The sequence below is a fragment of the Amycolatopsis sp. NPDC003865 genome, from assembly GCF_053605345.1.
The window spans coordinates 29,619-56,104 of sequence record NZ_JBSGJA010000009.1 but is presented as its reverse complement, the minus strand read 5'-3'; the positions used below and the strand labels follow the sequence as shown (position 1 = coordinate 56,104).

General features: G+C 72.6%; 24 protein-coding genes. 15 read left to right on the top strand and 9 right to left on the bottom strand.

Annotated elements, in window-relative coordinates:
• Positions 1 to 51: 51 nt before the first annotated feature.
• The 3 genes from ACWEVP_RS21870 to ACWEVP_RS21860 all read left to right on the top strand — a co-directional run bounded on the left by ACWEVP_RS21870 (position 52) and on the right by ACWEVP_RS21860 (position 6,164).
• Positions 52 to 2,097 carry an acyl-CoA dehydrogenase family protein gene (locus ACWEVP_RS21870; protein WP_452064408.1) on the top strand — a complete coding sequence of 682 codons (2,046 nt, stop codon included), beginning with the start codon at positions 52 to 54 and terminating at the stop codon, positions 2,095 to 2,097.
• 78 nt (positions 2,098 to 2,175) lie between these two features.
• Positions 2,176 to 5,004: a DEAD/DEAH box helicase gene (locus ACWEVP_RS21865; RefSeq protein WP_452064407.1), complete on the top strand. Its 2,829-nt coding sequence runs from the start codon at positions 2,176 to 2,178 to the stop codon at positions 5,002 to 5,004.
• The gene (locus ACWEVP_RS21860) at positions 5,004 to 6,164 is read left to right on the top strand and encodes an SWIM zinc finger family protein (protein ID WP_452064406.1); all 1,161 of its coding nucleotides are present in this window, start codon (positions 5,004 to 5,006) and stop codon (positions 6,162 to 6,164) included. The genes ACWEVP_RS21865 and ACWEVP_RS21860 overlap by 1 nt, the downstream gene beginning before the upstream one ends.
• Positions 6,165 to 6,189: 25 nt before the next feature.
• Here the strand turns inward: ACWEVP_RS21860 and ACWEVP_RS21855 are convergent, their stop codons facing one another.
• Entirely contained in the window at positions 6,190 to 7,425 is a 1,236-nt protein-coding gene (locus ACWEVP_RS21855) for an alpha/beta hydrolase (protein ID WP_452064405.1), read from the bottom strand.
• A 65-nt stretch (positions 7,426 to 7,490) separates the two neighbouring features.
• On the opposite strand from ACWEVP_RS21855, the gene ACWEVP_RS21850 reads away from it, so the two are divergent.
• The gene (locus tag ACWEVP_RS21850; RefSeq protein WP_452064404.1) at positions 7,491 to 8,876 is read left to right on the top strand and encodes a WS/DGAT/MGAT family O-acyltransferase; all 1,386 of its coding nucleotides are present in this window, start codon (positions 7,491 to 7,493) and stop codon (positions 8,874 to 8,876) included.
• Here ACWEVP_RS21850 and ACWEVP_RS21845 read toward each other — a convergent pair.
• Together ACWEVP_RS21845 and ACWEVP_RS21840 are read right to left on the bottom strand one after the other, a co-directional pair.
• Positions 8,860 to 9,357 carry a nitroreductase family deazaflavin-dependent oxidoreductase gene (locus ACWEVP_RS21845; RefSeq protein WP_452064403.1) on the bottom strand — a complete coding sequence of 166 codons (498 nt, stop codon included), beginning with the start codon at positions 9,355 to 9,357 and terminating at the stop codon, positions 8,860 to 8,862. The two genes, ACWEVP_RS21850 and ACWEVP_RS21845, sit on opposite strands and share 17 nt — an antisense overlap.
• Before the next feature lie 14 nt (positions 9,358 to 9,371).
• A complete protein-coding gene (locus tag ACWEVP_RS21840; protein ID WP_452064402.1) occupies positions 9,372 to 10,226 on the bottom strand; it encodes an alpha/beta fold hydrolase in 855 nt (284 codons plus the stop codon).
• A 90-nt stretch (positions 10,227 to 10,316) separates the two neighbouring features.
• Here ACWEVP_RS21840 and ACWEVP_RS21835 point away from each other — a divergent pair, with 90 nt between their 5' ends.
• The 6 genes from ACWEVP_RS21835 to ACWEVP_RS21810 all read left to right on the top strand — a co-directional run bounded on the left by ACWEVP_RS21835 (position 10,317) and on the right by ACWEVP_RS21810 (position 15,811).
• Positions 10,317 to 11,366: an acyl-CoA dehydrogenase family protein gene (locus ACWEVP_RS21835; protein ID WP_452064401.1), complete on the top strand. Its 1,050-nt coding sequence runs from the start codon at positions 10,317 to 10,319 to the stop codon at positions 11,364 to 11,366.
• Between the two features lie 4 nt (positions 11,367 to 11,370).
• The gene (locus tag ACWEVP_RS21830; RefSeq protein WP_452064400.1) at positions 11,371 to 12,525 is read left to right on the top strand and encodes an acyl-CoA dehydrogenase family protein; all 1,155 of its coding nucleotides are present in this window, start codon (positions 11,371 to 11,373) and stop codon (positions 12,523 to 12,525) included.
• Positions 12,522 to 13,433, top strand: coding sequence for a bifunctional MaoC family dehydratase N-terminal/OB-fold nucleic acid binding domain-containing protein (locus ACWEVP_RS21825; protein WP_452064399.1), 912 nt, complete (start codon positions 12,522 to 12,524; stop codon positions 13,431 to 13,433). The genes ACWEVP_RS21830 and ACWEVP_RS21825 overlap by 4 nt, the downstream gene beginning before the upstream one ends.
• Positions 13,430 to 13,816, top strand: coding sequence for a MaoC family dehydratase (locus ACWEVP_RS21820; RefSeq protein WP_452064398.1), 387 nt, complete (start codon positions 13,430 to 13,432; stop codon positions 13,814 to 13,816). The genes ACWEVP_RS21825 and ACWEVP_RS21820 overlap by 4 nt, the downstream gene beginning before the upstream one ends.
• Complete coding sequence (locus ACWEVP_RS21815; protein ID WP_452064397.1) at positions 13,813 to 14,982, top strand: lipid-transfer protein; 1,170 nt, start codon at positions 13,813 to 13,815, stop codon at positions 14,980 to 14,982. The genes ACWEVP_RS21820 and ACWEVP_RS21815 overlap by 4 nt, the downstream gene beginning before the upstream one ends.
• A gap of 88 nt (positions 14,983 to 15,070) precedes the next feature.
• Positions 15,071 to 15,811, top strand: coding sequence for a DUF5134 domain-containing protein (locus tag ACWEVP_RS21810; RefSeq protein ID WP_452064396.1), 741 nt, complete (start codon positions 15,071 to 15,073; stop codon positions 15,809 to 15,811).
• A gap of 50 nt (positions 15,812 to 15,861) precedes the next feature.
• Here ACWEVP_RS21810 and ACWEVP_RS21805 read toward each other — a convergent pair whose 3' ends face one another.
• The 6 genes from ACWEVP_RS21805 to kstD are packed head-to-tail and all read right to left on the bottom strand — an operon-like array spanning position 15,862 to position 21,282.
• A complete protein-coding gene (locus ACWEVP_RS21805; protein WP_452064395.1) occupies positions 15,862 to 16,317 on the bottom strand; it encodes a riboflavin kinase in 456 nt (151 codons plus the stop codon).
• A gap of 34 nt (positions 16,318 to 16,351) precedes the next feature.
• Positions 16,352 to 17,200, bottom strand: a complete 849-nt coding sequence (locus tag ACWEVP_RS21800) for a MaoC/PaaZ C-terminal domain-containing protein (RefSeq protein ID WP_452064394.1) — start codon at positions 17,198 to 17,200, stop codon at positions 16,352 to 16,354.
• A gap of 9 nt (positions 17,201 to 17,209) precedes the next feature.
• A complete protein-coding gene (locus ACWEVP_RS21795; RefSeq protein ID WP_452064393.1) occupies positions 17,210 to 18,238 on the bottom strand; it encodes a 2Fe-2S iron-sulfur cluster-binding protein in 1,029 nt (342 codons plus the stop codon).
• Positions 18,231 to 18,488, bottom strand: coding sequence for a hypothetical protein (locus ACWEVP_RS21790; RefSeq protein ID WP_452064392.1), 258 nt, complete (start codon positions 18,486 to 18,488; stop codon positions 18,231 to 18,233). Before ACWEVP_RS21790 ends, ACWEVP_RS21795 begins: the two co-directional genes overlap by 8 nt.
• Positions 18,485 to 19,621 carry a Rieske 2Fe-2S domain-containing protein gene (locus ACWEVP_RS21785; RefSeq protein WP_452064391.1) on the bottom strand — a complete coding sequence of 379 codons (1,137 nt, stop codon included), beginning with the start codon at positions 19,619 to 19,621 and terminating at the stop codon, positions 18,485 to 18,487. The genes ACWEVP_RS21790 and ACWEVP_RS21785 overlap by 4 nt, the downstream gene beginning before the upstream one ends.
• On the bottom strand, positions 19,618 to 21,282 hold the full coding sequence (gene kstD / locus ACWEVP_RS21780; RefSeq protein WP_452064390.1) for a 3-oxosteroid 1-dehydrogenase: 1,665 nt from the start codon (positions 21,280 to 21,282) through the stop codon (positions 19,618 to 19,620). The genes ACWEVP_RS21785 and kstD overlap by 4 nt, the downstream gene beginning before the upstream one ends.
• 100 nt (positions 21,283 to 21,382) lie before the next feature.
• On the opposite strand from kstD, the gene ACWEVP_RS21775 reads away from it, so the two are divergent.
• From ACWEVP_RS21775 to hsaB, 5 genes are read left to right on the top strand one after another with little or no spacing between them, the layout of a single operon-like run.
• Entirely contained in the window at positions 21,383 to 22,981 is a 1,599-nt protein-coding gene (locus tag ACWEVP_RS21775) for an FAD-binding protein (protein ID WP_452064389.1), read from the top strand.
• Positions 22,982 to 23,015: 34 nt separating this feature from the next.
• On the top strand, positions 23,016 to 24,179 hold the full coding sequence (gene hsaA / locus ACWEVP_RS21770) for a 3-hydroxy-9,10-secoandrosta-1,3,5(10)-triene-9,17-dione monooxygenase oxygenase subunit (protein WP_452064388.1): 1,164 nt from the start codon (positions 23,016 to 23,018) through the stop codon (positions 24,177 to 24,179).
• Positions 24,179 to 25,024, top strand: a complete 846-nt coding sequence (gene hsaD / locus ACWEVP_RS21765) for a 4,5:9,10-diseco-3-hydroxy-5,9,17-trioxoandrosta-1(10),2-diene-4-oate hydrolase (RefSeq protein ID WP_452064387.1) — start codon at positions 24,179 to 24,181, stop codon at positions 25,022 to 25,024. Before hsaA ends, hsaD begins: the two co-directional genes overlap by 1 nt.
• The gene (gene hsaC / locus ACWEVP_RS21760; protein WP_452064386.1) at positions 25,024 to 25,935 is read left to right on the top strand and encodes an iron-dependent extradiol dioxygenase HsaC; all 912 of its coding nucleotides are present in this window, start codon (positions 25,024 to 25,026) and stop codon (positions 25,933 to 25,935) included. The genes hsaD and hsaC overlap by 1 nt, the downstream gene beginning before the upstream one ends.
• Complete coding sequence (gene hsaB, locus ACWEVP_RS21755; RefSeq protein ID WP_452064385.1) at positions 25,932 to 26,471, top strand: 3-hydroxy-9,10-secoandrosta-1,3,5(10)-triene-9,17-dione monooxygenase reductase subunit; 540 nt, start codon at positions 25,932 to 25,934, stop codon at positions 26,469 to 26,471. The genes hsaC and hsaB overlap by 4 nt, the downstream gene beginning before the upstream one ends.
• Positions 26,472 to 26,486 lie beyond the last annotated feature (15 nt).

Genomic DNA, 26,486 nt, shown 5'->3' with positions numbered 1-26,486 from the left:
TGTAACACGTTCTACACTTGCGAGTAGTGTCCAGTACCGCGAGGAGGCCCCATGCCGGTCGCGCTCACCGAGGAACAGGCCGCGCTGGCCGAGGCGATCCACGCCTGGGCGAGCGCGCACCACCCGCGAGAGGCGGTGCGCGCGGCGGAAAGCGGGGCTGGTCTGCCGGCGGGCTTCGCCGGGCTCGGCCTGTTCGGGGTCGCCCTGCCGGCCGCGGTGGGCGGTGCCGAGGGGAGTACCGCCGATCTGGCCGCCGGCCTGGCCGCGGCGGCCGAAGAACTCGTTCCCGGTCCGGTGCTCGGCACCGCGCTGGGCGGCCTCCTGCTGGCGGAGGTCCCGCCGGCGAAGGAGCTCCTCGAAGCGGTCGCCGAGGGCGACGCGTCGATCGCCGTGCTGCTGGACCCGCTCGAAGACGGCGTCAGCGGGCCCGTACCCGGCGCCACCCCGGAGTCCTGGCTGCTGGTGCCGGTCGACGGCGGGCACGTGCTGCTCGCGCCCGGGACGCCCGGGGTGACGGTCGAGCCCGTCTCCCCGTTCGACTTCTCGCGTCCGCTGGCGCGGATCCGGTTCTCCGGGGCCGGGTCCGAGGTCCTGACCCTGCCGCCGGTGCGTCCGCTCGCAGCCGTGCTGGCCGCCGCCGAGGCGGCCGGGGTGGCGCGGCGGTGCCTGACCGTCGCCGTCGAGTACGCCAAGGTGCGCGAGCAGTTCGGCCAGGCGATCGGCGCGTTCCAGGCGGTCAAGCACCTGTGCGCGGAGATGCTCTGCCGCGCCGAAGCGGCCGAAGCGCTGGCCTGGGACGCGGCTTCGGGACGGCACCCGCTTTCGGTGGCGAGCGCGGCCGCCGTCGCCCTCGACGCGGCGGTCGCGAACGCCAAGGACTGCGTCCAGGTGCTCGGCGGGATCGGCTTCACCTGGGAGCACGACGCGCACCTCTACCTGCGCCGGGCCGTCGCGCTGCGGCAGTGGCTCGGGGGCTCGGGTCCCTGGCGCCGTCAAGCTGCTTCGCTCGCTCTCGCCGGCACCGAGCGCACCTTGGGTGTCGACGTCGGCGAAGACCCTTCGCTGGTGGAGGAAGTGGCGCGGATCGCGGCGTTGCCCGTGTCGTCGCAGCGGGTCGCCCTGGCGGACGCCGGGCTGCTGACGCCGCACTGGCCGCCGCCCTACGGCCGGGGTGCCGGCGCCGCGGAGCAGTTGCGGATCGACGGCGTGCTCGCCGCGGCCGGGGTCCGCCGGCCGGACCTGGTGATCGGGGCGTGGGCGGTGCCGACGATCCTCGAGCACGGCAGCGACGAGCAGCGCGAACGGTTCGCCCGGCCGACGCTGCGGGGCGAGCTCACCTGGTGCCAGCTGTTCAGCGAGCCCGGCGCGGGGTCGGACCTGGCGTCGCTGCGGACGGCGGCGCGGCGCGTCGACGGCGGCTGGCGGCTGACCGGGCAGAAGGTGTGGACGTCGCTCGCCCGCGAAGCCGACTGGGGCATCTGCCTGGCGCGCACCGACCCGGACGCGCCCAAGCACCAGGGGATCACGTACTTCCTGGTCGACATGCGCGCGCCGGGGATCACGACGCGGCCGCTGCGCGAGATCACCGGCGATGCCGTGTTCAACGAGGTGTTCCTCGACGACGTGTTCGTCCCCGACGCGGACGTGGTCGGTGTCCCGGGTGGCGGCTGGCGGCTGGCGCGCACGACCCTGGCCAACGAGCGGGTCGCCATCGGGAGCGGGTCGGCGGTGGGGGAGAGCGTCCAGGCGCTGGTGTCCACAGTGGACGCCTCGGCGCTGGACGGCGTCGCGCTGGACCGGCTCGGGGCGCTGGTGGCCGACGGGGTCGCCGGATCGGTGCTCGACCTGCGAGCGGCCCTGCGCCGGCTGGAGGGACAGGACCCGGGCGCGGAATCGAGCGTGCGCAAGCTGCTCGGGGTCGCGCACCGGCAGGACGTCGCGGAGTTCGCGGTGGAGCTGGCGGGGGCGGGGGCGCTGGTGGCCGGCGGTCCGGCGCAGCACGAGTTCCTGCTGACGCGCTGCCTGTCCATCGCGGGCGGGACGACGCAGGTGCTGCGGTCGCTGACGGCGGAACGGCTGCTGGGCCTGCCGCGGTGACCTTCTCCGGAGGGCGCGAACGGACCGTTCGCGCCGTCGGTCCCGAAACTGTCGGGGGCGTGTTCTAGCGTTGCCGTCGTGGAGTTCAGCGCAGACACCCAGGCCACCTACCTTCCCGCGGATCCCCCGCGGGAAGGCGTGCTGGCGTTGTGGGGTGACGACCTGGCCGGCGGGACCACGATCGAGCTCGTGCTGCCCCGGGGCGCCCGGTTCGCGCGGACGAAGGTCGAGGCGGAGCTGGTGCCGCTGGAACGCGCTTTGCCGCGGCTGCTGTCGGTGGGGGAGGAGGCGAGCCCGGCGGTCGCGGCGTGGTCGGCGGCGGTCAACGCGGGGGTGAACCTCGTCGCGCGCGGCAGGCTGCGGCCGGCCGCCTCCCCGGCGGGGGCGGCGGCGTGGCGGATCGGGCCGCTGGACGCGGCCGACGAAGAGCTGTTGCGCGGCCTGGCCGGTGCGTTGCCGCCGGAGGCGTACGCACTGCCGTTGACCGGGCTGAAGCGCATCCGCCTGCACTCGCCGGACTCCCTGGTCCGCGCGCTCTGGGACGCGACGGCCGACCTGCTGGCGCGCAGCCCGGCGGCCCCGGTCGGAGCGGGCGACCCGGCGTTCGCCGCGCGCGAACCGGCGCTGCTGGGCCCGGACGGCGCGGCCTGGCTGGCCGAGCTGGAGGCCCGGGAGCCACGGGGTGTCCAGGTGCTGCTGCGGGTCGAGGGGCTGGACGACGACTCGTTCGCCGGGGTGCTGGCGGTGCGGAGCATGGCGGAGCCGAGCCTGGTGGTGGAGGCGTCGACGCTGTGGGACGCACCGGACGCGGTGCTGAACCGCCTCGGCGACCAGGTGGAGACCCAGCTGCTGCTCGGTCTCCGCCGCGGCGCGCGGGCGTGGGCGCCCCTGGAGCGGGTGCTGGCCCAGCCGGCACCCGCGTCACTGGAGCTGTCCGACGACGAGGTCGTCGACCTGCTCACCGACGGCGCGCGCGAGCTGGGCGGCGCCGGCATCGAGGTGCTGTGGTCGAAGGGGTTGTTCGCGGGCGAGGTGAAGGCGAAGGCGAGCGCGACCCAGGCGCCGGCGAGCGTGACGGAGGCGGAGTTCGCGCTGCGGAGCCTGCTGGAGTTCCGCTGGCAGCTCAGCCTGGGCGGCGAGCAGCTGACCCCGGCCGAGGTCGCGGCGCTGGCCGAAGCGAAGCGGCCGCTGGTCCGGCTGCGGGGGCAGTGGGTGCGGGTGGACCCGCAGCTGCTCGCCCGGGTGCGAGGTCGCGCCCGGAAGCTGGAGGCGGGCGAGGCGCTGGCGGCGGCGTTGACGGGCGAGCTGGAACTCGACGGCGAGCGGGTGGAGTTCACGGCCCCGCCGGTGCTGGGTGATCTGGTGTCGCGAATCCGCGACCGGGCTTCCGGTGAGGTGGCGGCGCCGCCGGGGCTGCAGGCGACACTGCGGCCGTACCAGCAGGCGGGGGTGGCCTGGCTGGCCACGATGACGGGGCTCGGGTTGGGTGCGTGCCTGGCGGACGACATGGGGCTGGGCAAGACGATCCAGCTGATCGCGCTGCACCTGCACCGCCGCGCGGCGGCCTTGGCGCACCTGGCCGGGCCGGGGCCGGGACGCCACCTCGGCTCGGCTGAGCCCGGCTCCGGCGAGGCGCCTGCTGCCGGCCCGGCGACCGCCGGCCCCACCCTCGTCCTCTGCCCGACGTCGCTGCTCGGCAACTGGGAACGCGAGTTCGCCCGGTTCGCCCCCGAAATCCCCGTCCGCCGGTTCCACGGCGGCCGCCGCCACCTCGGCGACCTCGCCCCCGACGAGGTCGTCCTCGCCACCTACGGCGTCCTCCGGCGCGACCGCGAGACGCTGTCCGAAGTGGACTGGGGGCTCGTCGCCGCCGACGAGGCGCAGCACGTCAAGAACCCGCTCTCCGCCACCGCCAAGGAGCTCCGCAGGATTCCCGCCCGCGCCAAGGTCGCCCTCACCGGCACCCCGGTCGAGAACCGGCTCACCGAACTGTGGTCCATTGTGGACTGGACCACCCCCGGCCTCCTCGGCCCGCTCGACCGCTTCCGCCGCACCGTGGCGCGCCCGATCGAGCGGGACCGTGACAAGGCCGTCACCGAACGGCTCGCCGCCACCGTCCGGCCGTTCCTGCTGCGCCGGCGCAAGTCCGATCCGGACATCGCTCCCGAACTGCCGCCCAAGACCGAGACCGACCGGTTCGTCCCGCTCACCGCCGAGCAGACCACGCTCTACGAAGCCGTCGTGCGCGAGAACCTGGCCGAGATCCGCGAGAAGCAGGGCGTCGAACGGCGTGGGCAGGTCCTGCGGCTGCTCACCGAGCTCAAGCAGATCTGCAACCACCCGGCCCAGTTCCTCAAGGAGCCGCACGGCGCGCTCACCGGCCGGTCCGGCAAGCTCGCCGCGTTCGAGGAACTGGTGGACGTCATCCTCGACGAGGGCGAGAGCGTGCTCGTCTTCAGCCAGTACGTCCAGCTCTGCCGGCTCCTCGAGCGACGCCTCACCGAGCGCGGCCTGCCGACCGAGCTGCTCTCGGGCGAAAGCTCGCCGGCGAAGCGCCAGGACATGGTCGACCGGTTCCAGGCCGGCGAGATCCCCGTCTTCCTGCTCTCGCTCAAGGCGGGCGGCGTCGGGCTCAACCTGACCCGCGCCACCCACGTCATCCACTACGACCGCTGGTGGAACCCGGCGGTCGAGGACCAGGCCACCGACCGCGCCTACCGCATCGGCCAGGACCGGCCGGTCCAGGTCCACCGGCTGATCGCCGAGGGCACCCTGGAAGAGCGGATCGCGCAGGTGCTGGAAAAGAAGCGCGGGCTGGCGGAGTCGATCGTCGGCGCGGGGGAGGACTGGATCACCGAACTCTCCGACGACGAGCTCGCCGACCTGGTCCGCCTCGGGAGCGGGTGATGCCCCCGAGGCGCAATTTCGGCACGACGTGGTGGGGCCGCGCCTGGGTCGACGCCCTGGAGCGGCGCGCCAAGCTCGACCCGAACCGGCTGCCGCGCGGGCGGACGTACGCGCGCAAGGGCACCGTCAGCGAGCTGCACTTCGGCGCCGGGGAGATGACGGCGCGGGTGCGCGGCAGCCGGCCGCAGCCCTACAAGGTGACCATCGCGATGCGCACCTTCACCGACGGCGAGTGGGACACCCTGCTCGGCGTGGTCGGCACACAGCTCGGCCACGCGGCCGCGCTGCTCGACGGCGAGCTGCCGGGCGCGCTGGCCGAGCAGGCCCGCGAGGCGGGCGCCGACCTGCTGCCCGGCCCGGGCGACCTGCGGCCGCGGTGCTCGTGCCCGGACTCGGCGAACCCGTGCAAGCACGTCGCGGCGGTGTACTACCTGGTCGCCGACGAGGTGGACCGCGACCCGTTCACGCTGTTCCTGCTGCGCGGGCGCCCCCGGGCCGACGTCCTGGCCGAGCTGCGGGCCCGCCGAAGCCCGGCGCGCGGCGAGAAGCCGAAACTGCCGAAGCGCGTCGACGAGGGGCTGACTCCCCGCGCGGCCTACGCCCGCCGCCCGGCCCCGATCCCGGCGCTGCCCCCGCCCCCGCGAGTCGCGGGACCCCCGGCGGTCCTGGACCTGGACCCACCCCCGGGCACGGGCTGGACGGCGGCGGCGCTGTCCGGCCTGGCGGCGGACGCGGCAGCGCTGGCTCGTGACCTCCTGACCAGCGGCCCGACGGCAACCCAGCTGACGTTCGAAGAGGACTTGGCCCGCCGCGCATCGACCCGACCGCCCGCGGAAGCGGCGGCCCTGGCGACGGCGGCGGGAGTGCCACCGCGCGACTTGGCGAGGTGGGCGGAGGCTTGGCGCGAAGCGGGCCGCACCGGCTTGGCGGCGGTGCGGGAGACGTGGCAGCCGGGCCCGGGCCCGCTGGCCGAGGCCCAGGCGATCCTGGCCGAGGCAGGACTGCCGGGCGAACCGAAGGTCTGGCGCAACCGCCTGACCCAAGGGGACTTGCAGCTGCGCTACGGCCGAGACGCCCGCTGGTACCGCTTCGTCCGCGAGGGAACGGAGTGGCGCTTGGACGGTCCGCCGTCGGCCAGCCCGGTCGACCTGGCCTACTGACGACGGCGCACGACCCGGCCGCGAGCTACCGGTGTTCGGCCTTCCAAGCGTTGTAGGTGAAGTCCAGGAACCGCGCCACCCCGCGCACCACGTGAGCCGAACGCACCGACGTGAACACGTCGAACGCGTGCTGCGCCCCCGCCAGCTCCGCGTAAGCCACCGGCTGGCGCGACTTCTCCCGCAGCCGCCGCACGAACTCGCGGGCTTCGCGCACCGGCACCAGCGAGTCGTCCCGGCCGTGGATCACGAAGAACGGCGGTGCCTCCGAGGAAATCCGGTCCAGCGGGGACGCCGCGATGTAGTCGTCGAGGTGGCGCACCGGGTCCCGGTCCGCCGCGAACACCCGGCGCGCGATCAAGCTCTCCAACCGGTACTGGCTCGCCCGCGAGCCCGACGTCGCCGCGAAGTCGTACACCCCGTAGTGCGGGACGCACGCCTGGACGCTCGTGTCCACGTCCTCGAACGACGGCTGCAGCGCCGGGTCGTTCTGCGACAACGCCAGCAGCGCCGACAGGTGACCGCCCGCCGAACCGCCCGTCACCGCCACGAAATCCGGGTCGCCACCGTATTCCGAAATCGACGAGCGGATCCACGCCAGCGACTGCTTCGCCGCCACGATGTGCGCCGGCCAGCGGTGCGCCGGCGACAAGGGGTAGTTGATCGCCACGCACACCCAGCCGCGGCGGGCCAGGTAACGCATCAGCGGCCGGCCCTGCTCCTCCTTGTTGCCGATCACCCACGCGCCGCCGTGGACCTGCAGCAGCACCGGGGCACCGGTCACCGGCTCGGAAGGGCGGTACACGTCGAGCAGGAACCGCTTCCCGCCCGGGGCGTAGGCGATGTTGCGGTCGACGCGCACGTCCGGCGCCCCCATCCGGAACGGCAGCGCCAGCTCGCCCCACGGCAGCCCGAGGTCGGAGCGGCCCAGCTCGGCCGCGTAGTCCTCGCCCAGCGCCTCCGTCAGCGCGTGCTCGATCTCCTCGCGGGCGCCGTGACCCGTCCGGATCAGCGCGGCGAGCCCGGCGGCCGACGCCGCGGCCATCGCGAGCCCCGCCTGCGTCGACCGGTCGCGGACGCCGTGGCGCGCCACGTGGGCCAGGGAGTCCGCCGCCGTGAGCGCCAGGAACTGGGGCGCCAGCTCGCTGGTGAGCCACCCCGCGAAGAACGCCGGGATCGTCGTGGACCGGGCTCGCAAAGGCCGGAGCGCGTTCGCCGTGAGACCGAGCTGGACCGCGCGACGGATCAGGAAATTCGGCTGCACCACCGCGATGATACCGGCGAGTAGGGTGACGCGCCGCTCACCGGAAGTGGCTTACGCTGATCGCCATGCAGAGACTGAGCGGCCTCGACGCGAGCTTCCTGTACCTCGAGACGTCGTCCCAGGTCCTGCACGTCTGCGGGCTGCTCGTCCTCGACGGCTCGACCGTCCCCGGCGGCTACAGCTTCGCCAAGCTCAAGGACGAACTGGACCAGCGGGTCCGGAGAATCCCGGCGTTCCGCCGCAAACTGCACAACCCGGTCTGGAACATCGGGCATCCCGTGTGGATCGAGGACGAGGACTTCGACCTCGACCACCACGTGCACCGCATCGGCGTCCCGGCGCCCGGCGACCGCACCGAACTGGCCGAGCTCTGCGCGCACATCGCCGGCCAGCAGCTCGACCGCGCGCACCCGCTCTGGCAGCTCTACGTCATCGAAGGCCTGGCCGACGGCCAGCTCGCGGTGCTGCTCAAGATGCACCACGCGAGCGTCGACGGCGTGAGCGGCGCCAGCCTGATCACCTACCTGGCCGGGCTCGAGCCGGACGCGCCGATGCCGGAAGCCGAGGCGCCCCGCAACCCCGCGCTGCCGTCGCCGGTGCAGCTGCTCCGCACCGGTGTCGAGAGCATCGCCCGACGCCCCGCCGAGCTCGCCCGGCTGCTGCCCGACCTGCTCGGGCTCGTCCCGCGGTGGCTAGGCAAAGCGTTGCGCGGCAAAGGGATGCCGGTCCCGTTCACCGCGCCCCGGACGTCGCTCAACGGCACGATCACCGGCCACCGCAGCGTCGCCTTCGCCCAGCTCGACCTCGACGAGGTCAAGGCGGTCAAGAACGCGTTCGGCGTCACGGTGAACGACGTCGTGCTCGCCCTCGTCGCGGGCGCGCTGCGGAACTTCCTGGAAGCGCGCGGCGAACTGCCCGAAGACCCGCTGGTCGCGACCGTCCCGGTCTCGGTGCACGACCGGACCGAACGCGAGCAGGGCAGCAACAAGGTGTCCGCGTTCTTCGCCTCGCTGCCGACGCACCTCGACGACCCGGCCGCGCGCGTGTTCTTCCTCGCCGAGGCCAACCGGCTGTCCAAGGACCACCACTACGACATCGACGCCGACATGCTCCAGGACTGGGCGCAGTTCTCCGCGGCCACGATGTTCGGCCTCGCCGTGCGCGCGTACTCGGCGCTGCGCCTGGCCGAAAAGCACCCGGTGGTGCACAACCTGGTCGTCTCCAACGTGCCCGGCCCGCCGATGCCGCTCTACCTGCTCGGCGCGCGGATCACCGGCTTCTACCCGCTCGGCCCGGTCTTCCACGGCGCCGGGCTGAACGTCACGGTGCTGTCCAACGCCGGCAAGGTGCACGTCGGCCTGCTCGGCGCGCGGGAGCTCGTGAAGGACCTGTGGCCGCTGGCCGACGCGCTCCCGGAAGCCCTCGCAGACCTGCTCAAGGCCGCGGGCTGAGGACGACCACCGGGATCTCCCGGTCGGTCCAGGCCTGGTACTTCGCGAAGTCGGCGTAGAGCTCGACCAGCCGCGGCCACAGTTCGGCGCGTTCCGCGGACCCGGCCACCCGCGCGGTGACGGGCACGGACCGCCGTCCTTTGAGGTGGATGCGGGTTTCGGGGCAGGCCAGGAGGTTGCGGTACCACTGCGGGTGCTTCGGCAGCCCGCCCTGGGAACCGACGATGACGACGTCCTCGCCGGAGCGCAGGTACAGCAGCGGTGTGGTGAACAGCCGGCCGGACTTGCGCCCACGGTGCTCCAGCAGCAGCGTCGGCACCGGCTTGCGGAAGCCGGCGCCGATCCGCCACGTGCTGCCGACGCGCCCGCCGGTCAGCCGGAACACCGCGACCTGGGCTTTCGCGCCGTACTTCATGACCTTCGCGGTCACGGGCGAGTCGAGACCGCCGGGCTTCTCGTCGGGCAGGCTGAAGCGTCCCATCTTCGGTTCCTTCCTCACAGGGAGTGGACGGCGGCGAGCAGGGCGGGCACCCAGCGGTCGGCGGCCAGGACGCAGGCGGCGTGCCCGGCCGCGACCTCGTAGGTCGCCGCGCCCGGGATCCGGCGGGCCAGGGACCGCTGGTGGCCGGGGGAGATGAACCGGTCCTTCGTGGTCACGACGACGGCGGCGGGCAGCCGGAGCGCCGGCAGCCACGGGGTCGAGTCGAAGCGGCCGATCTCGTCGACGGCGACCGCGATCTCCCACGGCGTGGTCGACCGGAACTCCCGCAGCCCCCACCGGTAGTCCTCGACGCGCTCGCGCGGGACGGCGACGGGCACAGGTGGCAGCTTCACGCGTTCACGCAGCTGCCGCAGCGTCCGGCCGAACACGTCGAGCGCGACGCGCTGGCGCAGCCCGCGGCGGAAGTTGCTGGCGGTCGAGCAGAGGACCAGACCGGTAACACGTTCTGGTTCCGCGCGGGCGACGAGCTGGGCCACCATCCCGCCCATCGAGTACCCGGCGAGCGCGAACCGGTCGATGCCGAGCGCGTCCGCGACGGCGGTGACGTCTTCGGCGCAGTCGGCGAGCCGGAACTCCGGCGACCGGATGCCGCGCCCGTGCCAGCGCTGGTCGAACACGACGACCCGGTGGTCGCGCGCCAGCCTGCCGAGGGCGGGATACCAGGTCAGCAGGCCCGTGCAGGCGACCGAATGCAGCAGGACGAGCGCCGGCGCCTCCCGCGGCCCGACGTCGGTGACGACGGTCCGGCCGCGCCCCGGCAGGTCGAGCGGGACCGGGTCGGGCACGCCGGCGGTCGGCGGCACGGTGATCAGCCGGCGGCGCGCGCCGCCGCGTTCGGTCACCGCCATCGGAGCCCTCCGCCGGGGGTTGCCGTACCGACCCTTTCCGGTTAAGACTAGAACAGGTTTCAATATTGCGCCGAACCCGGAGGGACGGGCGTGGACTTCACCCTGGACGATACGCAGACGGAGATCGCCGCCCTCGCCGCGAAAGTGCTCGGCGCGGAAGACGATCCCTGGCGGGCCCTGGCGTCGTCGGGCCTCCTGGCGCTCGCGCTGCCGCCGGACCTCGAAGGCGACGGCCTGGGCGTCGCCGAGGTCGCGCAGGTGCTCACCGAGGCCGGCCGGGCCGCCGCGCCGGTCCCCGCCTACGCCGCGCTCGCGCTGGGTGTCCTGCCGGTCGAGACGCTCGGCACGCCCCAGCAGCGCGCGGAGTTCCTGCCGCCGGTCGCGGCGGGGGAGGCGCTGCTCACCGCGGCGTGCCACGAACCGTCCGCGCCACTCGCGGCCGCACCCGCCGCGACCGCGCGGGCCTCGGGAGGGAAGTGGCTGCTCAACGGCGTCAAGACCGCCGTCCCGTACGCCGCCGAGGCCACCCGGATCCTCACCCCCGTGTCGACGCCGCACGGCACCGCCGTCTACCTCGTCGACCCGCACGCCGACGGCGTCACGCTCGTCCCGACGCCCACTTCGGCGGGGACGCCGGAGTGCACCGTGCGCCTGGCCGACGTGGCCGTCGAGGAGACCGACCTCCTGTTCGACCGCGGCGCCCTCGCGGCACTGCACCGGTTCGCCCTCGCCGGCGCGCTCGCGGTCGGGGACGGCCTGCTCGCCGGCGCGCTGGCCCTGACGGTCAAGCACATCGGCGAGCGCACCCAGTTCGGGCGGCCGCTGGCGACCTTCCAGGCGGTGGCGGGCCAGATCGCCGACGTCTACGTGGCCGCGCGGACCGTCCACCTGGCCGTCACGTCCGCGGTGTGGCGGCTCGCTTCCGGCCTCGACGCGGACGCCGAACTCGACGTCGCCGCGTACTGGCTCGCGACGCAGGCGCCGGTGGCGCTGGCCACCTGCCACCACCTGCACGGCGGGGTCGGCGTCGACGAAACCTATCCGCTGCACCGGTATTCGTCCCAGGTGAAGGATCTCGGCCGGGCGCTCGGCGGCGCCGCGCACCGGCTCGGCAGGCTCGGCGACCGAGTGGCGGGGTGAGGAGATGCACGTCGAACTGACCGCGGCGCAGAAGGACATGCGCGCGGAACTGCGCGCGTACTTCGCCGGGTTGATCAGCCCCGAAGAACGCCAGGCGATGCGGCGGGAACGGCACGGGCCCGTGTTCCGCGAGATCGTCCGCCGGATGGGCCGCGACGGCCGGCTCGGCGTCGGCTGGCCGGTCGAGTACGGCGGGCAGGGCTTCGGCGAGATCGAACAGCATCTGTTCGTCGACGAGGCCGTCCGCGCCGACGTCCAGCTGCCGTCGGTGACGCTGCAGACCGTCGGGCCGACGCTGCAGCAGTTCGGCACCGACGAGCAGAAAGCGTTCTTCCTCCCGAAGATCCTGGCCGGGGAAATCCACTTCGCGATCGGCTACACCGAGCCGGAAGCGGGCACCGACCTCGCGGCGCTGCGGACGACCGCCGTGCGCGACGGCGACGAGTACGTCGTCAACGGCCAGAAGATCTTCACCACCGGCGGCCACGACGCCGACTACGTCTGGCTCGCCGTCCGGACCGCGCCCGACGCGCCCCGGCACAAGGGCATCTCGATCCTCATCGTGGACACGAGCGACCCCGGCTACTCGTGGACGCCGATCATCACCTGCGACGGCGCCCACCACGTCAACGCGACGTACTATGCGGACGTCCGCGTGCCGGCGAACCGCCTGGTGGGCACGGAGAACGAGGGCTGGCGGCTGATCACGACGCAGCTCAACCACGAACGCGTCATGCTCGGCCCGGCCGGGCGGATCGGCGGGCTGTACGACCGCGTGCACGCCTGGGCCGCCGCCCACGGCCTGCTCGACCTCGCCGACGTCCGGGCCGTGCTGGCCGACGCCATGGCGGTGACCCGGGTGAACGAGCTGCTGAACTGGCAGGTCGCGGTGTCGTCGGCGAGCGCGCCGGTGGCCGTCGCGGACGCCTCGGCGACCAAGGTGTTCAGCTCCGAGGTCATCCAGCGGATCGGCCGGAACCTCGAAGAACTCCTCGCGCGCCACGGCGACCTGTCCGATCCGGACACCGCCGAGCTGGCGGAGTGGCTCGACGTCTCCGCCAAGCGCAACATCGTGCTGACGTTCGGCGGCGGCGTCAGCGAAATCCAACGGGAGCTGATCGCTTCGATCGGCCTGGGCCTGCCGAGGGTGCCGCGATGACCGACATCTTGACGACCGCCGAAGAGATCGCCGCGCGCGGGGAGTGCGCGCCACGGCTCGCGCGAGACCCCGTCAACCAGGCCATGGTGAACAACTGGGTCGAGGCGATCGGGGACACCAACCCCGTCTACACCGACCCGGAGTTCGCCGCGCGCAGTGTCCACAAGGGACTGGTCGCGCCACCGGCGATGGCGCAGGTGTGGACGATGGGCGGGCTGAACGTCCCGCGGGGCAGCGACGACCCCCTGGGTTTGATGATGGAGCTGCTCGACGGCGCCGGGTTCACCTCGGTTGTCGCGACGAATTCGGAGCAGACCTACCACCGCTACCTGCGTCCGGGCGAGCAGGTCGAAGCGCGGACCCGGCTGGAGGGCGTCGTCGGTCCGAAGAGGACGGCGCTCGGCGAGGGCTGGTTCGTCACCACGCGGATGACCTGGTACGTCGGCGAGGAAGCCGTCGCGGAGATGATGTTCCGGGTGCTGAAGTTCCGCCCGCCCGCTCCGAAGCCGCCACCCGCGCCGGTGCTGCGGCCGGTGATCAGCAAGGACACGGAGTTCTTCTGGGAAGGTCTTCGCCAGGGCGAACTGCGCATCCAGCGCTGGGGTGAGACGCTGCGGCACCCGCCGGGGCCGATGCCGCCCGACGGGGCGCTCGACGCGAAGGCGGACTACGTCGTCGCGAGCGGCCGCGGGACCGTGTTCTCCTACGTCGTGCACCACCACCCGCCCGTGCCGGGCAAGGAGCTGCCGTTCGTCGTGGCCCTGGTGGAGCTGGAGGAAGGGGTCCGCGTGCTGGCGGAGCTGCTCGACGCCTCGCCCGAGGAGGTCCACATCGGGCTTCCGGTGGTGGCCGCGTTCGTCCGGGTCGACGACGACCTGACGCTGCCCGCGTGGAAGGTGGCCCGATGACCGTCACCGAGGGGACCGAGCTGCCGCCGCTGACCATCGAGGCGACGCCGACGTTCGTGGTCAGCACGGCACTGGCGACCCGCGACTTCCAGGACGTGCACCACGACCGCGACGCGGCCGTCGAGCGCGGGTCGAAGGACATCTTCCTCAACATCCTCACCGACACCGGCCTGGTGCAGCGGTTCGTGTCGGACTGGGCCGGGCCGGAGGCGCTGATCCGGTCGATCAAGATCCGGCTCGGCGTCCCCTGCTACGCCTACGACACGCTGACGTTCACCGGCCGCGTGGTCTCCCGCGACGGCAACGACGTCGTCGTCTCGGTGTCCGGAGCAGACTCGCTCGGCGAGCACGTCGCCGGCACCGTGGAGGTGACCCTGCCGTGACGCTCTCGGGCAAGGCGGCCATCGTCGGGATCGGCGCGACGGAGTTCTCGAAGGACTCCGGGCGCAGCGAACTGCGGCTGGCGGCCGAATGCATCTCGCACGCACTGGCCGACGCCGGGCTCGCACCGTCCGATGTGGACGGCCTGGTGTCGTTCACCATGGACGGCAACGCCGAGATCGCGGTGGCGCGCGAACTGGGGATCCCCGAGCTGAAGTTCTTCAGCCGCGTCCACTACGGCGGCGGCGCCGCGGCGGCGACCGTGCAGCAGGCCGCGATGGCGGTGGCGACCGGCGTCGCGGACGTCGTCGTCGCGTACCGGGCGTTCAACGAGCGCTCCGGGATGCGGTTCGGGCAGGTGTCCCCGGCCGCGGCCGGGCAGGTGAACTCGTCCGGGGTGGACAACGCGTTCCACTACCCGATGGGGATCGCGACCCCGGCGGCCACCGTGGCCATGGTGGCCCGGCGGTACCTGCACGACTACGGCGCGACGAGTGCGGACTTCGGCCGGATCGCGGTGCTCGACCGCAAGCACGCGGCGACCAACCCGAACGCGTGGTTCCACGAACGGCCGATCACCCTCGAGGAGCACCAGGCGTCGCGCTGGGTGGCCGAGCCCCTGCACCTGCTCGACTGCTGCCAGGAGAGCGACGGCGGGGTCGCGCTGGTCGTGACGAGCCTGTCCCGCGCCCGCGATCTGCCCCGGCCGCCGGCGGTGGTCGCCGCGGCGGCGCAGGGGAGCGGGCCCGACCAGTACGTGATGACCAGCTACTACCGCGACGACCTGGCCGCGCTGCCGGAGATGGGCGTCGTCGGGCGGCAGCTGTGGGCCCAGTCCGGGCTCGGTCCGTCCGATGTGGACGTGGCGGTGCTGTACGACCACTTCACGCCGTACGTGCTGATGCAGCTGGAGGAACTGGGTTTCTGCGGGCGCGGCGAGGCGAAGGACTTCATCGACGGCGGCACGCTGGAGCTCGACGGCGACCTGCCGCTCAACCCGCACGGCGGGCAGCTCGGCGAGGCGTACATCCACGGCATGAACGGGATCGCCGAAGGGGTGCGGCAGCTGCGCGGCACGGCGGCCAACCAGGTCGGCGGCGCGTCGCGGGTGCTGGTCACGGCGGGTACCGGGGTGCCGACCAGCGGACTCATCCTGACGGGTGACTGAGGCGTCACCTCATTGACGGCTGGTGCGCGGCCGTCGTGGGTGTCACGGTGGATGCACCACCCACGACGGAGAGTGAGGCCGACTGGCGATGGTGGTCGACTGGGCGCTCACGGCGGTGTTCGCGGCGCTGGCGCTGCCGTGCGTGGTGCGGCTGGTCCGCCTCGACTACGCGCGGCTGGGCCACGGGGTCCGCCACGGCGACCTGGCCGAGCTGCTGCTGGTGGTGGCGATGGTGGCGATGTTCTCCCCGGTCGGCGGCCCGATCCCGGCGGCGGGCTGGCAGGCGGTGCTGGCGCTGGCGGCGGGCTGGTTCGCGGTGGCCTGGTGGCGGCGGCGGGCGTGCGCCCACCACGCCCTCTCGGCGGCGGCGATGGGGTACATGGTGACGGCGATGCCCCACCAGGCGGCGGCGCACGGCCCGTGGCTGACGATGTCCACAATGGACGCACGGTTGGCGCTGCCGCTGGTCGCGGTGGCGGCGGCCGGCTATTTCGTGATCGACGCGGCCCGCACGGGGGTGCGTGTGGTCCGCGGCTCGGCGGTGGTCGGCGGGGGAGGCGGGATCGCCGGTGCGGGCACGGCGGCCGCAGGTGCCGGGGCGGCGGCCGCAGGTGCGGAGGCGGCTGGTGCAGGTGCGGGGGCGGCTGGTGCAGGTGCCGGGGCGGTTGGTGCCGGGGCGACGGCCGCAGGTGCCGTGGCGGCTGGTGCCGGGGCGGCCGGCGTGGGGGCGGCTGGTGAGGGGGCGGTGGCCGGGCAGACCTCGCGCGCGATCTGCCGGGCGATCATGGGCGCCGGGATGGGCTACATGCTGCTCGCCTCGGCTTTGTGACGGACGGGCGGGCTTCGGTGCCCGGGCGCCGGGGCGAAGGCCGCTGAGCCTCAGCCCTCGACCCGGCGGACCTCGCCCAGCGGGCTTTCGACCACCGGCGGCAGCGAAGCCGCCGGGTGGTCCGCCGTCCACTGGGCCGCCGCCGCGATGTCGTTCTTCAGCGCCGTGACCAAGTCCTCCGCCGACGCGTACTTCTGCTGCTCCCGCAGGTGGGAGCCCAGCCACACCACGAGCGTCTCGTCGTACAGGTCGCCCGTGAAGTCCAGGACGTGGGCCTCCAGCAGCCGGTACCCGTCCGCTCCGTAGTACGTCGGGCGGCGGCCGACCGAGATCGCCGCCGGGAGGTGCGTTCCGTCCGCCCTGCGGACCCAGCCCGCCCACACTCCGTCGCCGATCGAGCCCGCCTGGTCGCGCAGGGCGATGTTCGCCGTGGGAAAGCCCAGCTCGCGGCCTCGCTCGTCGCCGTGTTCGACCGTTCCCCGCACCACGAAGTATTCCGAAGTCACCCCTCCACGGTAGCGGGCGATCGCGGGGACCTTCTCACGAAGTGGGCACCAGCACCGTGTCCGCCAGGACCGGCGCGTCGTCGCGCTCGACCGCCGACGTCGTCACGAGCACCCGATCGGACGACCGCCACACCCGCGTGCGGAGCGTCTCGCCCGGGAACACCACTCCGGCGAACTTCGTCGAGAACGACGCCACCCGCGCCGGATCGCCGTCCAGGAACTCGTTCACCAGCACCCGCGCCACGATCCCGTACGTGCAGAGCCCGTGCAGGATCGGCCGGTCGAACCCCGCCGCCCGCGCGAACTCCGGGTCCGCGTGCAGCGGGTTCCGGTCGCCGCACAACCGGTACAGCAGCGCCTGCTGCGGCAACGTCGGCGTCTCGAAGACGAAGTCCGGCTCCCGCGAAGGCCACTCGATCCGGTCGGACGGACCCCGCGAGCCGCCGAAACCGCCCTCGCCGCGGGCGAAGATGCTCGACCGGGCCGTCCACAGTGGATCCCCCGAGGACGACGTGACCGCCACCTCCTGGACCACCACCGCGGCCTTGCCCTTGTCGAACACGTCCGCGATCCGCGAGCGGGCCACCGCCTTGCCCGAAGCCGGGATCGGCCGGTGCAGGGTGATCTCCTGCTTGCCGTGCAGCACCTTCGCCAGGTCGATCTCGACGCCGGGGAACGACACCGCCGGCGGGTCGAACACGCGCAGGTTCGCCGCCACCGTCGCGAACGTCGGCAGCACCACCAGGTCCCGCTCGTAGGTGTAGCGCAGCTCCTCCGGGCCGGCGCCCAGCGCCAGGTGGTAGAGCAGCACGTCCGACGACGTCCAGGCGAAGCTCACCTCGCCGATCTCGGCACCGATCGCGACGTCGGGGTCGATGGGCACGCGGGGCTCCTATTCGTAGCTGATCGAGACGTCGTCGGTGACCGGCAGCGACTGGCAGGCCAGCACGATGCCGTCCGCGATGTCCTCGGCGTCCAGGACCTCGTTGTGCAGCATCTTCACCTCGCCGGACACCAGACGGCACGCGCACGCACTGCACTGTCCCTCGCGGCACGAGTAAGGCGCGTCGAGACCCGCGTCCAGCAGGTGGTCCAGGAGCTTCCGCTGCCGCGGCCACGCCAGGGACCGGGTCTCGCCGTCCAGTTCGACCGTCAGCGACGCGGGCGCCTCGTCCGAAGGCTCTTCCTCGGTGACGACGTCCTCGAACGGGTTCCCCGTCAGCGACGTGAACTTCTCGACGTGCACCCGCTCGCGCGGCACGCCGAGCTGCCCGAGCGCCTCGCGCGCGGCGGCCATGAACGGCGCCGGGCCGCACAGGAAAGCTTCGTGGGAAGTGTAGGCCGACGCGATCCCGCGCAGCTGCGGGACGTCCGGGAGCCCCTGGACGCTCTCGAGCCAGTGCACGACGACCAGGCGGTCGCCGTACCTCTTGGCCAGCGACGCCAGCTCGCCCGCGAAGATCACCGAACGCTCGTCGCGGTTCGCGTAGACCAGCACGACCCGGCCGGACCCCGTTTCCAGCGCCGTCTTGAGGATCGCCATCACCGGCGTGATGCCGCTGCCGCCGGCGAAGAGCAGGAAGTCCTCGTCCACCGACGTCGGGCAGAACACCCCCGCCGGCGCCAGCACGTCGACCCGCATGCCCGGCTTCAGCGAGGAACAGACCCAGCTCGACCCGTACCCGCCGTCGGTGCGCTTGACCGTGACCTGCACGCGGTTTTCGTGCGGCGCGCTCGACAGCGAGTAGCACCGCGCCACCGAACCCGTCCGGTCGCTGGGGATCCGCAGCGTCAGGAACTGGCCTGCCGTGTAGGAAAAAGCCGCGGAGTGCTCGGGCGGGACCTCGAAGACCACCGACCGCGCGTCCGGCGTTTCGACGACGACGTCGGCGACCGTCAGCGTGTAGAACCGCTCACCCATCGGCCACCGCCAGCGAGCCTTCGCGCACCGCGTCGCCGATGCTGTCCGCCAGCTTCGGGCACGTGTCGAGCAGCGCCGAGGGGCCGTCCGCGCCGGCGAAGACCGGGCAGGTGTCGGCGGGCCGGGACGTCCACTGGATGCTCGTGTGCTGGATGCTGTTCTTCTTCACCAGCACGCACGTCCCGCAGCTGCGGCACTCGTGCGGCCGCAGCCCGCCCGAGAGGAACTCGGTCTGCTCGGCGGTGGTCACACTTCCGCCTCGGTCTTCTGGCGGGCCAGGTTCTCCGCCACCTCGGCCGCCCACGCCTCGTTCGCCTTCGAAGTGTCCACTTCGAACTCGAACCGCTGCGTCATGTCGTCGGTGACGTCGGCCGCGTCGACGTAGAACTGCTGGTACCACCGGCGGAGCTGGTAGACCGGGCCGTCCTCTTCGCACAGCAGCGGGTTGTCGATCTGGGTCTTGTGCTTCCAGATCTCGACGTCCTGCAGGAACCCGGCGCCGATGCCGCGGGCCAGCTTCGCGGCGATCTTGTCGGCGTGCTCGTCGGTGAGGCCGTGCTGCTTCTTGACCTTCATCCCGTACTGCAGCACGAACGACGTCGGCGTCACGGGGTAGTGGCAGTTGATGAGCACGCTTTCGATCTCGTAGCCCTGGAACGAGTTCACCAGCTTGTTGATCATGTAGGACGGCCCGAAGTACGACGCCTCGGAGCGCAGCAGGTTGTCCTCGCCGCCGTAGTTGGACGCCATGCCCATGTCCGGGCGGCCCTTGGTGTTGAGGTACTGCGTGGCGATGTGGCCTTCGAAGACGTTCTTGAAGTACGTCGGGTAGGCGTAGTGGATGTAGAAGAAGTGGGCCATGTCGACGACGTTGTCGATGATCTCCCGGCAGTTCGAGCCGTCGATGAAGATCTCGTCCCAGGTCCAGTTGCTCCACTCGTCGCTGTAGGCCGCTTCGATCCGTGGGATGGCCACTTCCTCCGGCGGCGGGTTGCCCTCGGGGTCGTGCCAGACCATGAGCTGGCCGTTCTGCTCGGTCGCAGTCCACGACCGCGTCCGCGCGCGCAGCGGAACCCGCTTGGCGTAGGGGATCGAGACGCACTTGCCCTTGCCGTTCCAACGCCAGTCGTGGAACGGGCAGGCGACCTCGTCGCCCTTGACGCTGCCCTGGGTCAGGTCCCCGCCCATGTGCCGGCAGTAGCCGTCGAGGACGTTCAGCCCGCCCTTCGAGTCGGCGAACACGACGAGCTTGGTGCCGAACGCCGTGACGGCGTGGGGTTTCCCGTCGCGGAACCGCTCGGCCAGGCCGAGGCAGTGCCAGCCGCGCGCGAACCGGGTCGGCGGCTCACCGGCGTAGATCGTGCGTACTGACTCCTGCGTCATCGCTGCCCTCCCGTGGTCCCTTGATCTTCGTGCGCCAGCCGCGTCGCCGCAAGGTAGCCGAACACCATGGCCGGGCCGATGGTCGCGCCCGGCCCGGCGTACGTCCGGCCCATCACGGCCGCGCTGACGTTGCCCGCGGCGGACAGGCCCGGCACGACCGAGCCGTCTTCCCGCAGGACCCGTGCCTGTTCGTCGGTGCGCAGCCCGCCCTTGGTGCCGAGGTCGCCCGGCACGATCTTCACCGCGTAGTACGGCGCCTTGTCCAACGGGCCGAGGCTGGGGTTGGGTTTGTTGCGCGGGTCGCCGTAGTAGTGGTCGTACTTGCTGACCCCGCGCCGGAAGTCCTCGTCGACGCCGTTGCGGGCGAAGCCGTTGAAGCGCTCGACGGTCGCGGCGAGGCCCTCCGGGGGAACGTCCATCTTCGCGGCCAGCCCTTCGAGGGAGCCGGACTTCACCGCGATTCCGGCCTTGAACCACCGGCCGGGCAGCGGCTGGCGCGGCCCGACGCCGGTGAACATGTACCGGTCCTTGTAGCGCTGGTCGAACACGAGCCAGGTCGGGATGTGCTCGCCCGGGCCGTCGCCGTCGCCGTACATCGCGTGCACGGCCTCGACGTACGGCGCAGACTCGTTGACGAACCGCTGCCCGCGCGCGTCGACCATGATGCAGCGCGGCCGCGACCGCTCGGCCAGGGCGAACCACGGTCCGCCGGTGAGCGGCAGCGACGGCCCCCACCAGGCGTCGTCCATCAGGTCGAGGGCGGCGCCGAGCTTGAGGCCCGCGGTGATGCCGTCGCCGGTGTTGGCGGCCGCGCCGACGGTCCAGTCGACGCCGATCGGCGCGCGCTGGTACTTCTCGCGCATCTCGAGGTTCTGTTCGAAGCCGCCGCTGGCCAGGATGACGCCGCGCCGGGCCCCGACGACGCCGTCCGCGGTGACGACCCCGGTGACGCGGTCGTCCTCGACCCGGAGGTCGACCAGGGGCGTGTTCAGCCGGACGTCGACCCCTGCCCGGGCCAGCCCCACCCGGAGGCCGGCCGCAAGCGCTTGCCCCATGCTGAGCAGCCGCTGCCCGCGGACCTTCCCGACGAGCCACTGGAGGCCGAGGGAAAGCATCCGGACGACTCCGCGCGGGTGCCGGGCCAGCAGGCTCAGCCAGCGGTAGTCCGCCTGGGTGATCGGGACGCCGAGCGGGGGAGCGCTGTACGGCGGTTCGAGGTGGGCCAGCTCGGCGCCGAGCAGCTTGCCGTCGAAGGCCATCGGCTCGACCGAGCGGCCGCCGGGGCGTCCGCCGGGTGCTTCGGGGTGGTAGTCGCTGTAGTCGCGGACCCACCGGAACTTCAGCGGGGTGTGGTCGCAGACGAACTTCAGCACCTCGGGCCCGTGGTCGAGGAACGTGTCCCGCCGGACGGCCGGGACGACGTCGCCGACGATCGAGGCCAGGTACTCGTGGGCCCGCTCGGGCGGTTCGTCGATCCCGGCGGCGCGCAGCGCGTGGTTGCCCGGCAGCCAGACCCCGCCGCCGGAGCGAGCGGTCGAGCCGCCGAAGCAGGCCGCCTTTTCCAGGACGACGACGCTGAGGCCGTGGTGGGCCGCGGCCAGCGCGGCGGTCATCCCGGCGGCACCGCTGCCGACGACGACGACGTCGAACTGCTCCGTCATTGCACCTCGCCTGTAACGTGTTCCACTCAACAACTACCGAGTTAGAGGCCGCTTTCGCTCACCATAGACGAGAACGTGTTTCAGTTCTAGGGTACCGACCATGGACGAGCTCTTCGCGGACGTGGTCATCGTGGGGTTCGGGGCGGCCGGCGCCTGCGCCGCCCTCGAAGCGGCCGACGCGGGCGCCGAGGTCGTCATCGTCGAACGGTTCGCCGGCGGCGGTGCGAGCGCGGTCAGCGGCGGCGTGGTCTACGCGGGCGGCGGCACCGCCCAGCAGCTCGACGCGGGCGTCGACGACTCCGTCGACGCGATGTACGCCTACCTGCGGCTCGAGGCCGGGGACGTCGTCTCCGAGGCGACGCTGCGGCGCTTCTGCGAGGGCAGCCGCGAGATGATCACCTGGCTGGAGGGCAACGGCGTGCCGTTCGAAGGCAGCCTCTGCCCGTACAAGACGTCCTACCCCAGCGACGCCCACTACCTCTACTACTCCGGCAGCGAGGCCGCCGGCGGGTTCCGCGACGCGGCGAAGCCCGCTCCCCGCGGTCACCGGGTCAAGGGGCCCGGGACGTCGGGGAAGACGCTGATGACCCGGCTCGCGGCGGCGGTGCGCGAACGCGGGATCCGGGTGCTGACCCAGACGCACGTCCGGAGCCTGGTGTGCGAAGACGGGCGCGTCACCGGACTCGTCGCCGACTCGCTGAACGACGCGCCCGCGCGGATACGGGCGCGGCACCAGCGATTCGCGCGGTACGCCGCCAAGCCCGGGATCTACGTGCCGTCGCTGCGCAAGTCGCTGCACCGGCGCGTCGAGCGCTTCGAACGCGCGCACGGCCGTGAGCTGCGGATCACCGCCCGGCGCGGGGTCGTGCTCGCCGCCGGCGGGTTCATCGCGAACCGCGAGATGGTGCGCGAGCACGCCCCGAAGTACCGCGGCGGGCTCGCGCTCGGCACGTCCGCCGACAACGGGTCGGGCATCCGGCTCGGCGTCGAGGCCGGTGGCGCGACCGGTGAACTGGACCGGATCTCGGCCTGGCGGTTCGTCACGCCGCCCAGCGCGTTCCTCGGCGGGATCATCGTCGACGCGGACGGGCGTCGGGTCATCGACGAGTCCCGGTACGGCGCCGCCGTCGGCGAGAAGCTCATCGAAGAGCACGAGAGCACGGGCTGGCTGCTCGTCGACGCGCCGATCGTCGCCGAGGCGCGGCGCGACGGCCGGAAGCAAAGCCAGTGGTTCCAATGGCTCCAGCTGCGCTACCTGCTGCGCCGCGGCCGGGTCCTCGGCGCGACGGTCGAGGAGGTCGCGCGCAAGGCCGGCGTCGACCCACAGGGGCTGCGCGCGAGCGTGGAGGCCTACCACGGCACCGCGGACCCCGCCGGCAAGCCCGACGAGTTCCGCCGGCGGCTCGAGCACCCGCCGTTCTCGCTCATCGACATCTCGGTCCGGCCCAACCTGGGGTACCCGACGCCGATGCTGACCCTCGGCGGCCTGGTCGTCGACGAGGACACCGGCGCGGTGCGGAGCGGGGCGGGGGAGCCGATACCCGGGCTGTACGCGGCCGGGCGCACCGCGGTGGGAATCTGTTCCAGGTCGTACGTGAGCGGGTTGTCGCTGGCCGACTGCGTGTTTTCCGGCCGCAGGGCGGGGATCAACAGTGCCCTGGCGCAGGGCGTTCTCGACAAAAACGAGAACGTGTTCTAGTCTTTGGGGGAAGCGAAACGAGAGAGGACTGCGCATGAGCGAGCAGGTGATCGCCGGGGTCCGGGACCTCCTGCCGGTCCTGCGGGAACGGGCCCAGGACACCGAGGACGCGCGGAACGTGCCCGAGGAGTCCGTCAAGGCCCTGCAGGAGACCGGGTTCTTCAAGATGCTGCAGCCGAAACCGTTCGGCGGGCTCGAATCCGACCCGGTGAGCTTCTACACCGCGGTCAAGCTGATCGCGAGCGCCTGCGGATCCACCGGCTGGGTCGCCTCCATCCTCGGCGTCCACCCGTGGCACGTGGCGCTGTTCGACGCGCAGGCGCAGCAAGAGGTCTGGGGCGAAGACGAAGACGTGCGGATTTCCTCGTCGTACGCGCCGATGGGCAAGGCGGAGGTCGTCGACGGTGGCTACCGGCTGTCGGGCCGCTGGAGCTTCTCCTCCGGCTCCGGCCACTGCACGTGGGTGCTGCTCGGGGGACCCGCGTTCAAGGACGGGAAACCGGTCGACTTCTGCACCTACCTGCTGCCCATCGCGGACTACACCATCGTGGACGTCTGGGACACCGTCGGCCTGCGCGGCACCGGCTCGAACGACATCGTCGTCGAAGACGTCTTCATCCCGCAGCACCGCGCGCTGAGCTTCATCGCGACGTCGAAGTGCAAGGTGCCGGGCCAGGCGGTCAACCCCGGCCCGCTGTACCGGCTGCCCTACGGCTCGGTGCACCCGTCCACGATCACCGCGCCGATCATCGGCATGGCGCAGGGCGCCTACGACGCGCACGTGGAGCACCAGCGCAAGCGCGTGCGGGCCGCGTACGCCGGTGAACAGTCCAAAGAGGACCCGTTCGCCAAGGTGCGGATCGCCGAAGCGGCCAGCGAGATCGACGCGGCCTGGCTGCAGCTGACCCGCAACATCGAGGAGCTGTACGAACTCGCGAAGCGCGAGGAGCGGCTGCCCGCGGACCTGCGGCTGCGCGTCCGGCGCGACCAGGTGCGCGGCACCGAACGCGCGATCGCGGCGATCGACCGGCTCTTCGAGAACTCCGGCGGCCGCGCGATCCAGCGCGGCACGCCGATCCAGCGCTTCTGGCGCGACGCGCACGCCGGCCGGGTCCACGCGGCCAACGACGCCGAGCGCGCGTACGTCATGTTCGGCACCGGAGCCTTCGGGCTCCCCGTCGAGAACGCGATGTACTGATGGCCGCACCGGAAGGCAAGTACGTCCAGGCCGGCTCGCTGAAGCTGCACTACCACGAGTCGGGCGCCGAGCACGCCGAGACGGTCATCCTGCTGCACGGCGGCGGGCCCGGCGCGTCGGCGTGGAGCAACTTCGGGCGCAACCTGCCGGAGTTCGCCAAGCACTACCGGACGATCGCCGTCGACCAGCCCGGCTTCGGGCGGTCCGCCAAGCCGACCGAGCACCCGCAGTACTTCCGGCACAGCGCGGACGCCGTCGCCGGCCTGATGGACGCTTTGGGCATCGAACGCGCCCACTTCGTCGGCAACTCCCTGGGTGGCGGGGCCGCGGTGAGGTTCGCGCTGAACCACGGGAAGCGCGCGGGACGGCTCGTGCTGATGGGACCGGGCGGGCTGAGCGTCAACCTGTTCGCGCCCGACCCGACCGAGGGCGTCAAGAACCTCGGGAAGTTCGGCGCCCACCCCAGCCGGGAGCGGATGGAAGCGTTCCTGCGGATCATGGTCCACGACCAGGCGCTGATCACCGACGAGCTGATCGACGAACGCTTCGCCGCGGCGAACACGCCGGAGTCCCTGGCCGCGATGCGGGCGATGGGGAAGTCGTTCGCCCACCCCGAAACCTACGAAGAGGGCATGCTCTGGCGCGAAGCCCACCGGCTGCGCCAGCGCGTGCTCTTGATCTGGGGTCGCGAAGACCGCGTCAACCCCCTGGACGGCGCACTCGTGGCGCTGAAGACCATCCCGCGCGCGCAGCTGCACGTCTTCGGCGGCTGCGGGCACTGGGCCCAGCTGGAGAAGTTCGACGAGTTCAACCGGCTGGCCCTCGACTTCCTCGGGAGTTCCTGATGGGCATCCGGTCACTGGGCTACCTCCGCATCGAAGCCACCGACATGGCGGCCTGGCGCGAGTACGGGCTCAAGGTGCTCGGCATGGTCGAAGGCAGCGGCACCAACCCGGACGCGCTCTATCTGCGCATGGACGACTTCCCGGCGCGCCTGGTGATCTCGCCCGGTTCGGCGGATCGCCTGGCGGTCACCGGCTGGGAGGTGGCTCACGCGGGTGAGCTGGCCGAGCTGCGGTCGCGGTTGGACAGTGCGTCGGTGCCGTACAAGGAAGGCACGCCCGACGAGCTGGCCGACCGCCGCGTCGACGAGCTGATCAGCTTCGACGACCCGTCCGGCAACACCCAGGAGGTGTTCCACGGCGTCGCGCTGCAGCACCGGCGGGTGGTGAGCCCGTACGGCCACAAGTTCGTCACCGGCGAGCAGGGCCTCGGCCACGTCGTCTTGTCCACAAAGGACGACGAAGCCTCGCTGCGGTTCTACCGCGACGTCCTCGGCTTCCGGCTGCGCGACTCGATGCGCCTGCCGCCGCAGCTGGTCGGCCGGCCCGCCGACGGGCCACCGGCGTGGCTGCGGTTCTTCGGCTGCAACCCGCGCCACCACAGCCTGGCGTTCCTGCCGATGCCGACGCCGTCCGGGATCGTGCACCTGATGGTCGAGGTCGAGAACACCGACGACGTCGGCCTGTGCCTCGACCGCGCGATCCGGCGGAAGGTGCCGATGTCGGCCACGCTCGGCCGGCACGTCAACGACCTGATGCTGTCGTTCTACATGAAGACCCCCGGCGGCTTCGACGTCGAGTTCGGCTGCGAGGGCCGCCAGGTCGACGACGACCACTGGATCGCCCGCGAGAGCACCGCGGTTTCGCTGTGGGGCCACGACTTCTCGGTCGGCGCGCGGCCCCCGGGCGCATGACCGCGCCGGCGGTCGACCAGGCCGGCTTCCGCAGCGTCCTCGGGCACTTCTGCACCGGCGTCACGGTGGTCACCGGCCGGCACGGCGACACCCTCGCCGGGTTCGCCTGCCAGTCGTTCGCCGCGCTGTCGCTGGACCCGCCGCTGGTGCTGTTCTGCCCGGCCCGAACCTCGCGGACGTGGCCGGTGCTGGCCGCGGCGGGCCGGTTCGCGGTCAACGTGCTGGCCGAGGACCAGCAGGAGGTCAGCGCGGTGTTCGGCGCCCGCGGCGAGGACAAGTTCGCCCGGGTCGGCTGGACACCCGCGCCGTCCGGGGCGCCGCTGCTCGACGGCGCGTTGACGTGGATCGACTGCGCGCTGGAAGCCGTCCACGAGGCCGGCGACCACTACGTCGTGATCGGGCGCGTGACCGCGCTGGGCGCGCCGTCGGACGCCCGGCCGCTGCTGTTCCACCGGGGCCGGTACGCGGTCACCGAACCGGCGAAGGACGCGTTGTCGGCGCTGATGCCGTGGCCGCGTCCCGACGACTGGCTCTGAGTAACAAGCGCGGGG

Bases quoted from the DNA above. Each gene is read 5' to 3' on its own strand.
- ACWEVP_RS21825 (WP_452064399.1), top strand. From the start codon at position 12,522: ATGACCGACATCTTGACGACCGCCGAAGAGATCGCCGCGCGCGGGGAG.
- ACWEVP_RS21845 (WP_452064403.1), bottom strand. From the start codon at position 9,357: ATGGGACGCTTCAGCCTGCCCGACGAGAAGCCCGGCGGTCTCGACTCG.
- hsaB (WP_452064385.1), top strand. From the start codon at position 25,932: ATGACCGCGCCGGCGGTCGACCAGGCCGGCTTCCGCAGCGTCCTCGGG.
- hsaA (WP_452064388.1), top strand. From the start codon at position 23,016: ATGAGCGAGCAGGTGATCGCCGGGGTCCGGGACCTCCTGCCGGTCCTG.
- kstD (WP_452064390.1), bottom strand. From the start codon at position 21,282: ATGACGGAGCAGTTCGACGTCGTCGTCGTCGGCAGCGGTGCCGCCGGG.
- ACWEVP_RS21775 (WP_452064389.1), top strand. From the start codon at position 21,383: ATGGACGAGCTCTTCGCGGACGTGGTCATCGTGGGGTTCGGGGCGGCC.
- ACWEVP_RS21820 (WP_452064398.1), top strand. From the start codon at position 13,430: ATGACCGTCACCGAGGGGACCGAGCTGCCGCCGCTGACCATCGAGGCG.
- ACWEVP_RS21785 (WP_452064391.1), bottom strand. From the start codon at position 19,621: ATGACGCAGGAGTCAGTACGCACGATCTACGCCGGTGAGCCGCCGACC.
- ACWEVP_RS21850 (WP_452064404.1), top strand. From the start codon at position 7,491: ATGCAGAGACTGAGCGGCCTCGACGCGAGCTTCCTGTACCTCGAGACG.
- ACWEVP_RS21870 (WP_452064408.1), top strand. From the start codon at position 52: ATGCCGGTCGCGCTCACCGAGGAACAGGCCGCGCTGGCCGAGGCGATC.
- ACWEVP_RS21810 (WP_452064396.1), top strand. From the start codon at position 15,071: ATGGTGGTCGACTGGGCGCTCACGGCGGTGTTCGCGGCGCTGGCGCTG.
- hsaD (WP_452064387.1), top strand. From the start codon at position 24,179: ATGGCCGCACCGGAAGGCAAGTACGTCCAGGCCGGCTCGCTGAAGCTG.
- ACWEVP_RS21830 (WP_452064400.1), top strand. From the start codon at position 11,371: ATGCACGTCGAACTGACCGCGGCGCAGAAGGACATGCGCGCGGAACTG.
- ACWEVP_RS21860 (WP_452064406.1), top strand. From the start codon at position 5,004: ATGCCCCCGAGGCGCAATTTCGGCACGACGTGGTGGGGCCGCGCCTGG.
- hsaC (WP_452064386.1), top strand. From the start codon at position 25,024: ATGGGCATCCGGTCACTGGGCTACCTCCGCATCGAAGCCACCGACATG.
- ACWEVP_RS21840 (WP_452064402.1), bottom strand. From the start codon at position 10,226: ATGGCGGTGACCGAACGCGGCGGCGCGCGCCGCCGGCTGATCACCGTG.
- ACWEVP_RS21795 (WP_452064393.1), bottom strand. From the start codon at position 18,238: ATGGGTGAGCGGTTCTACACGCTGACGGTCGCCGACGTCGTCGTCGAA.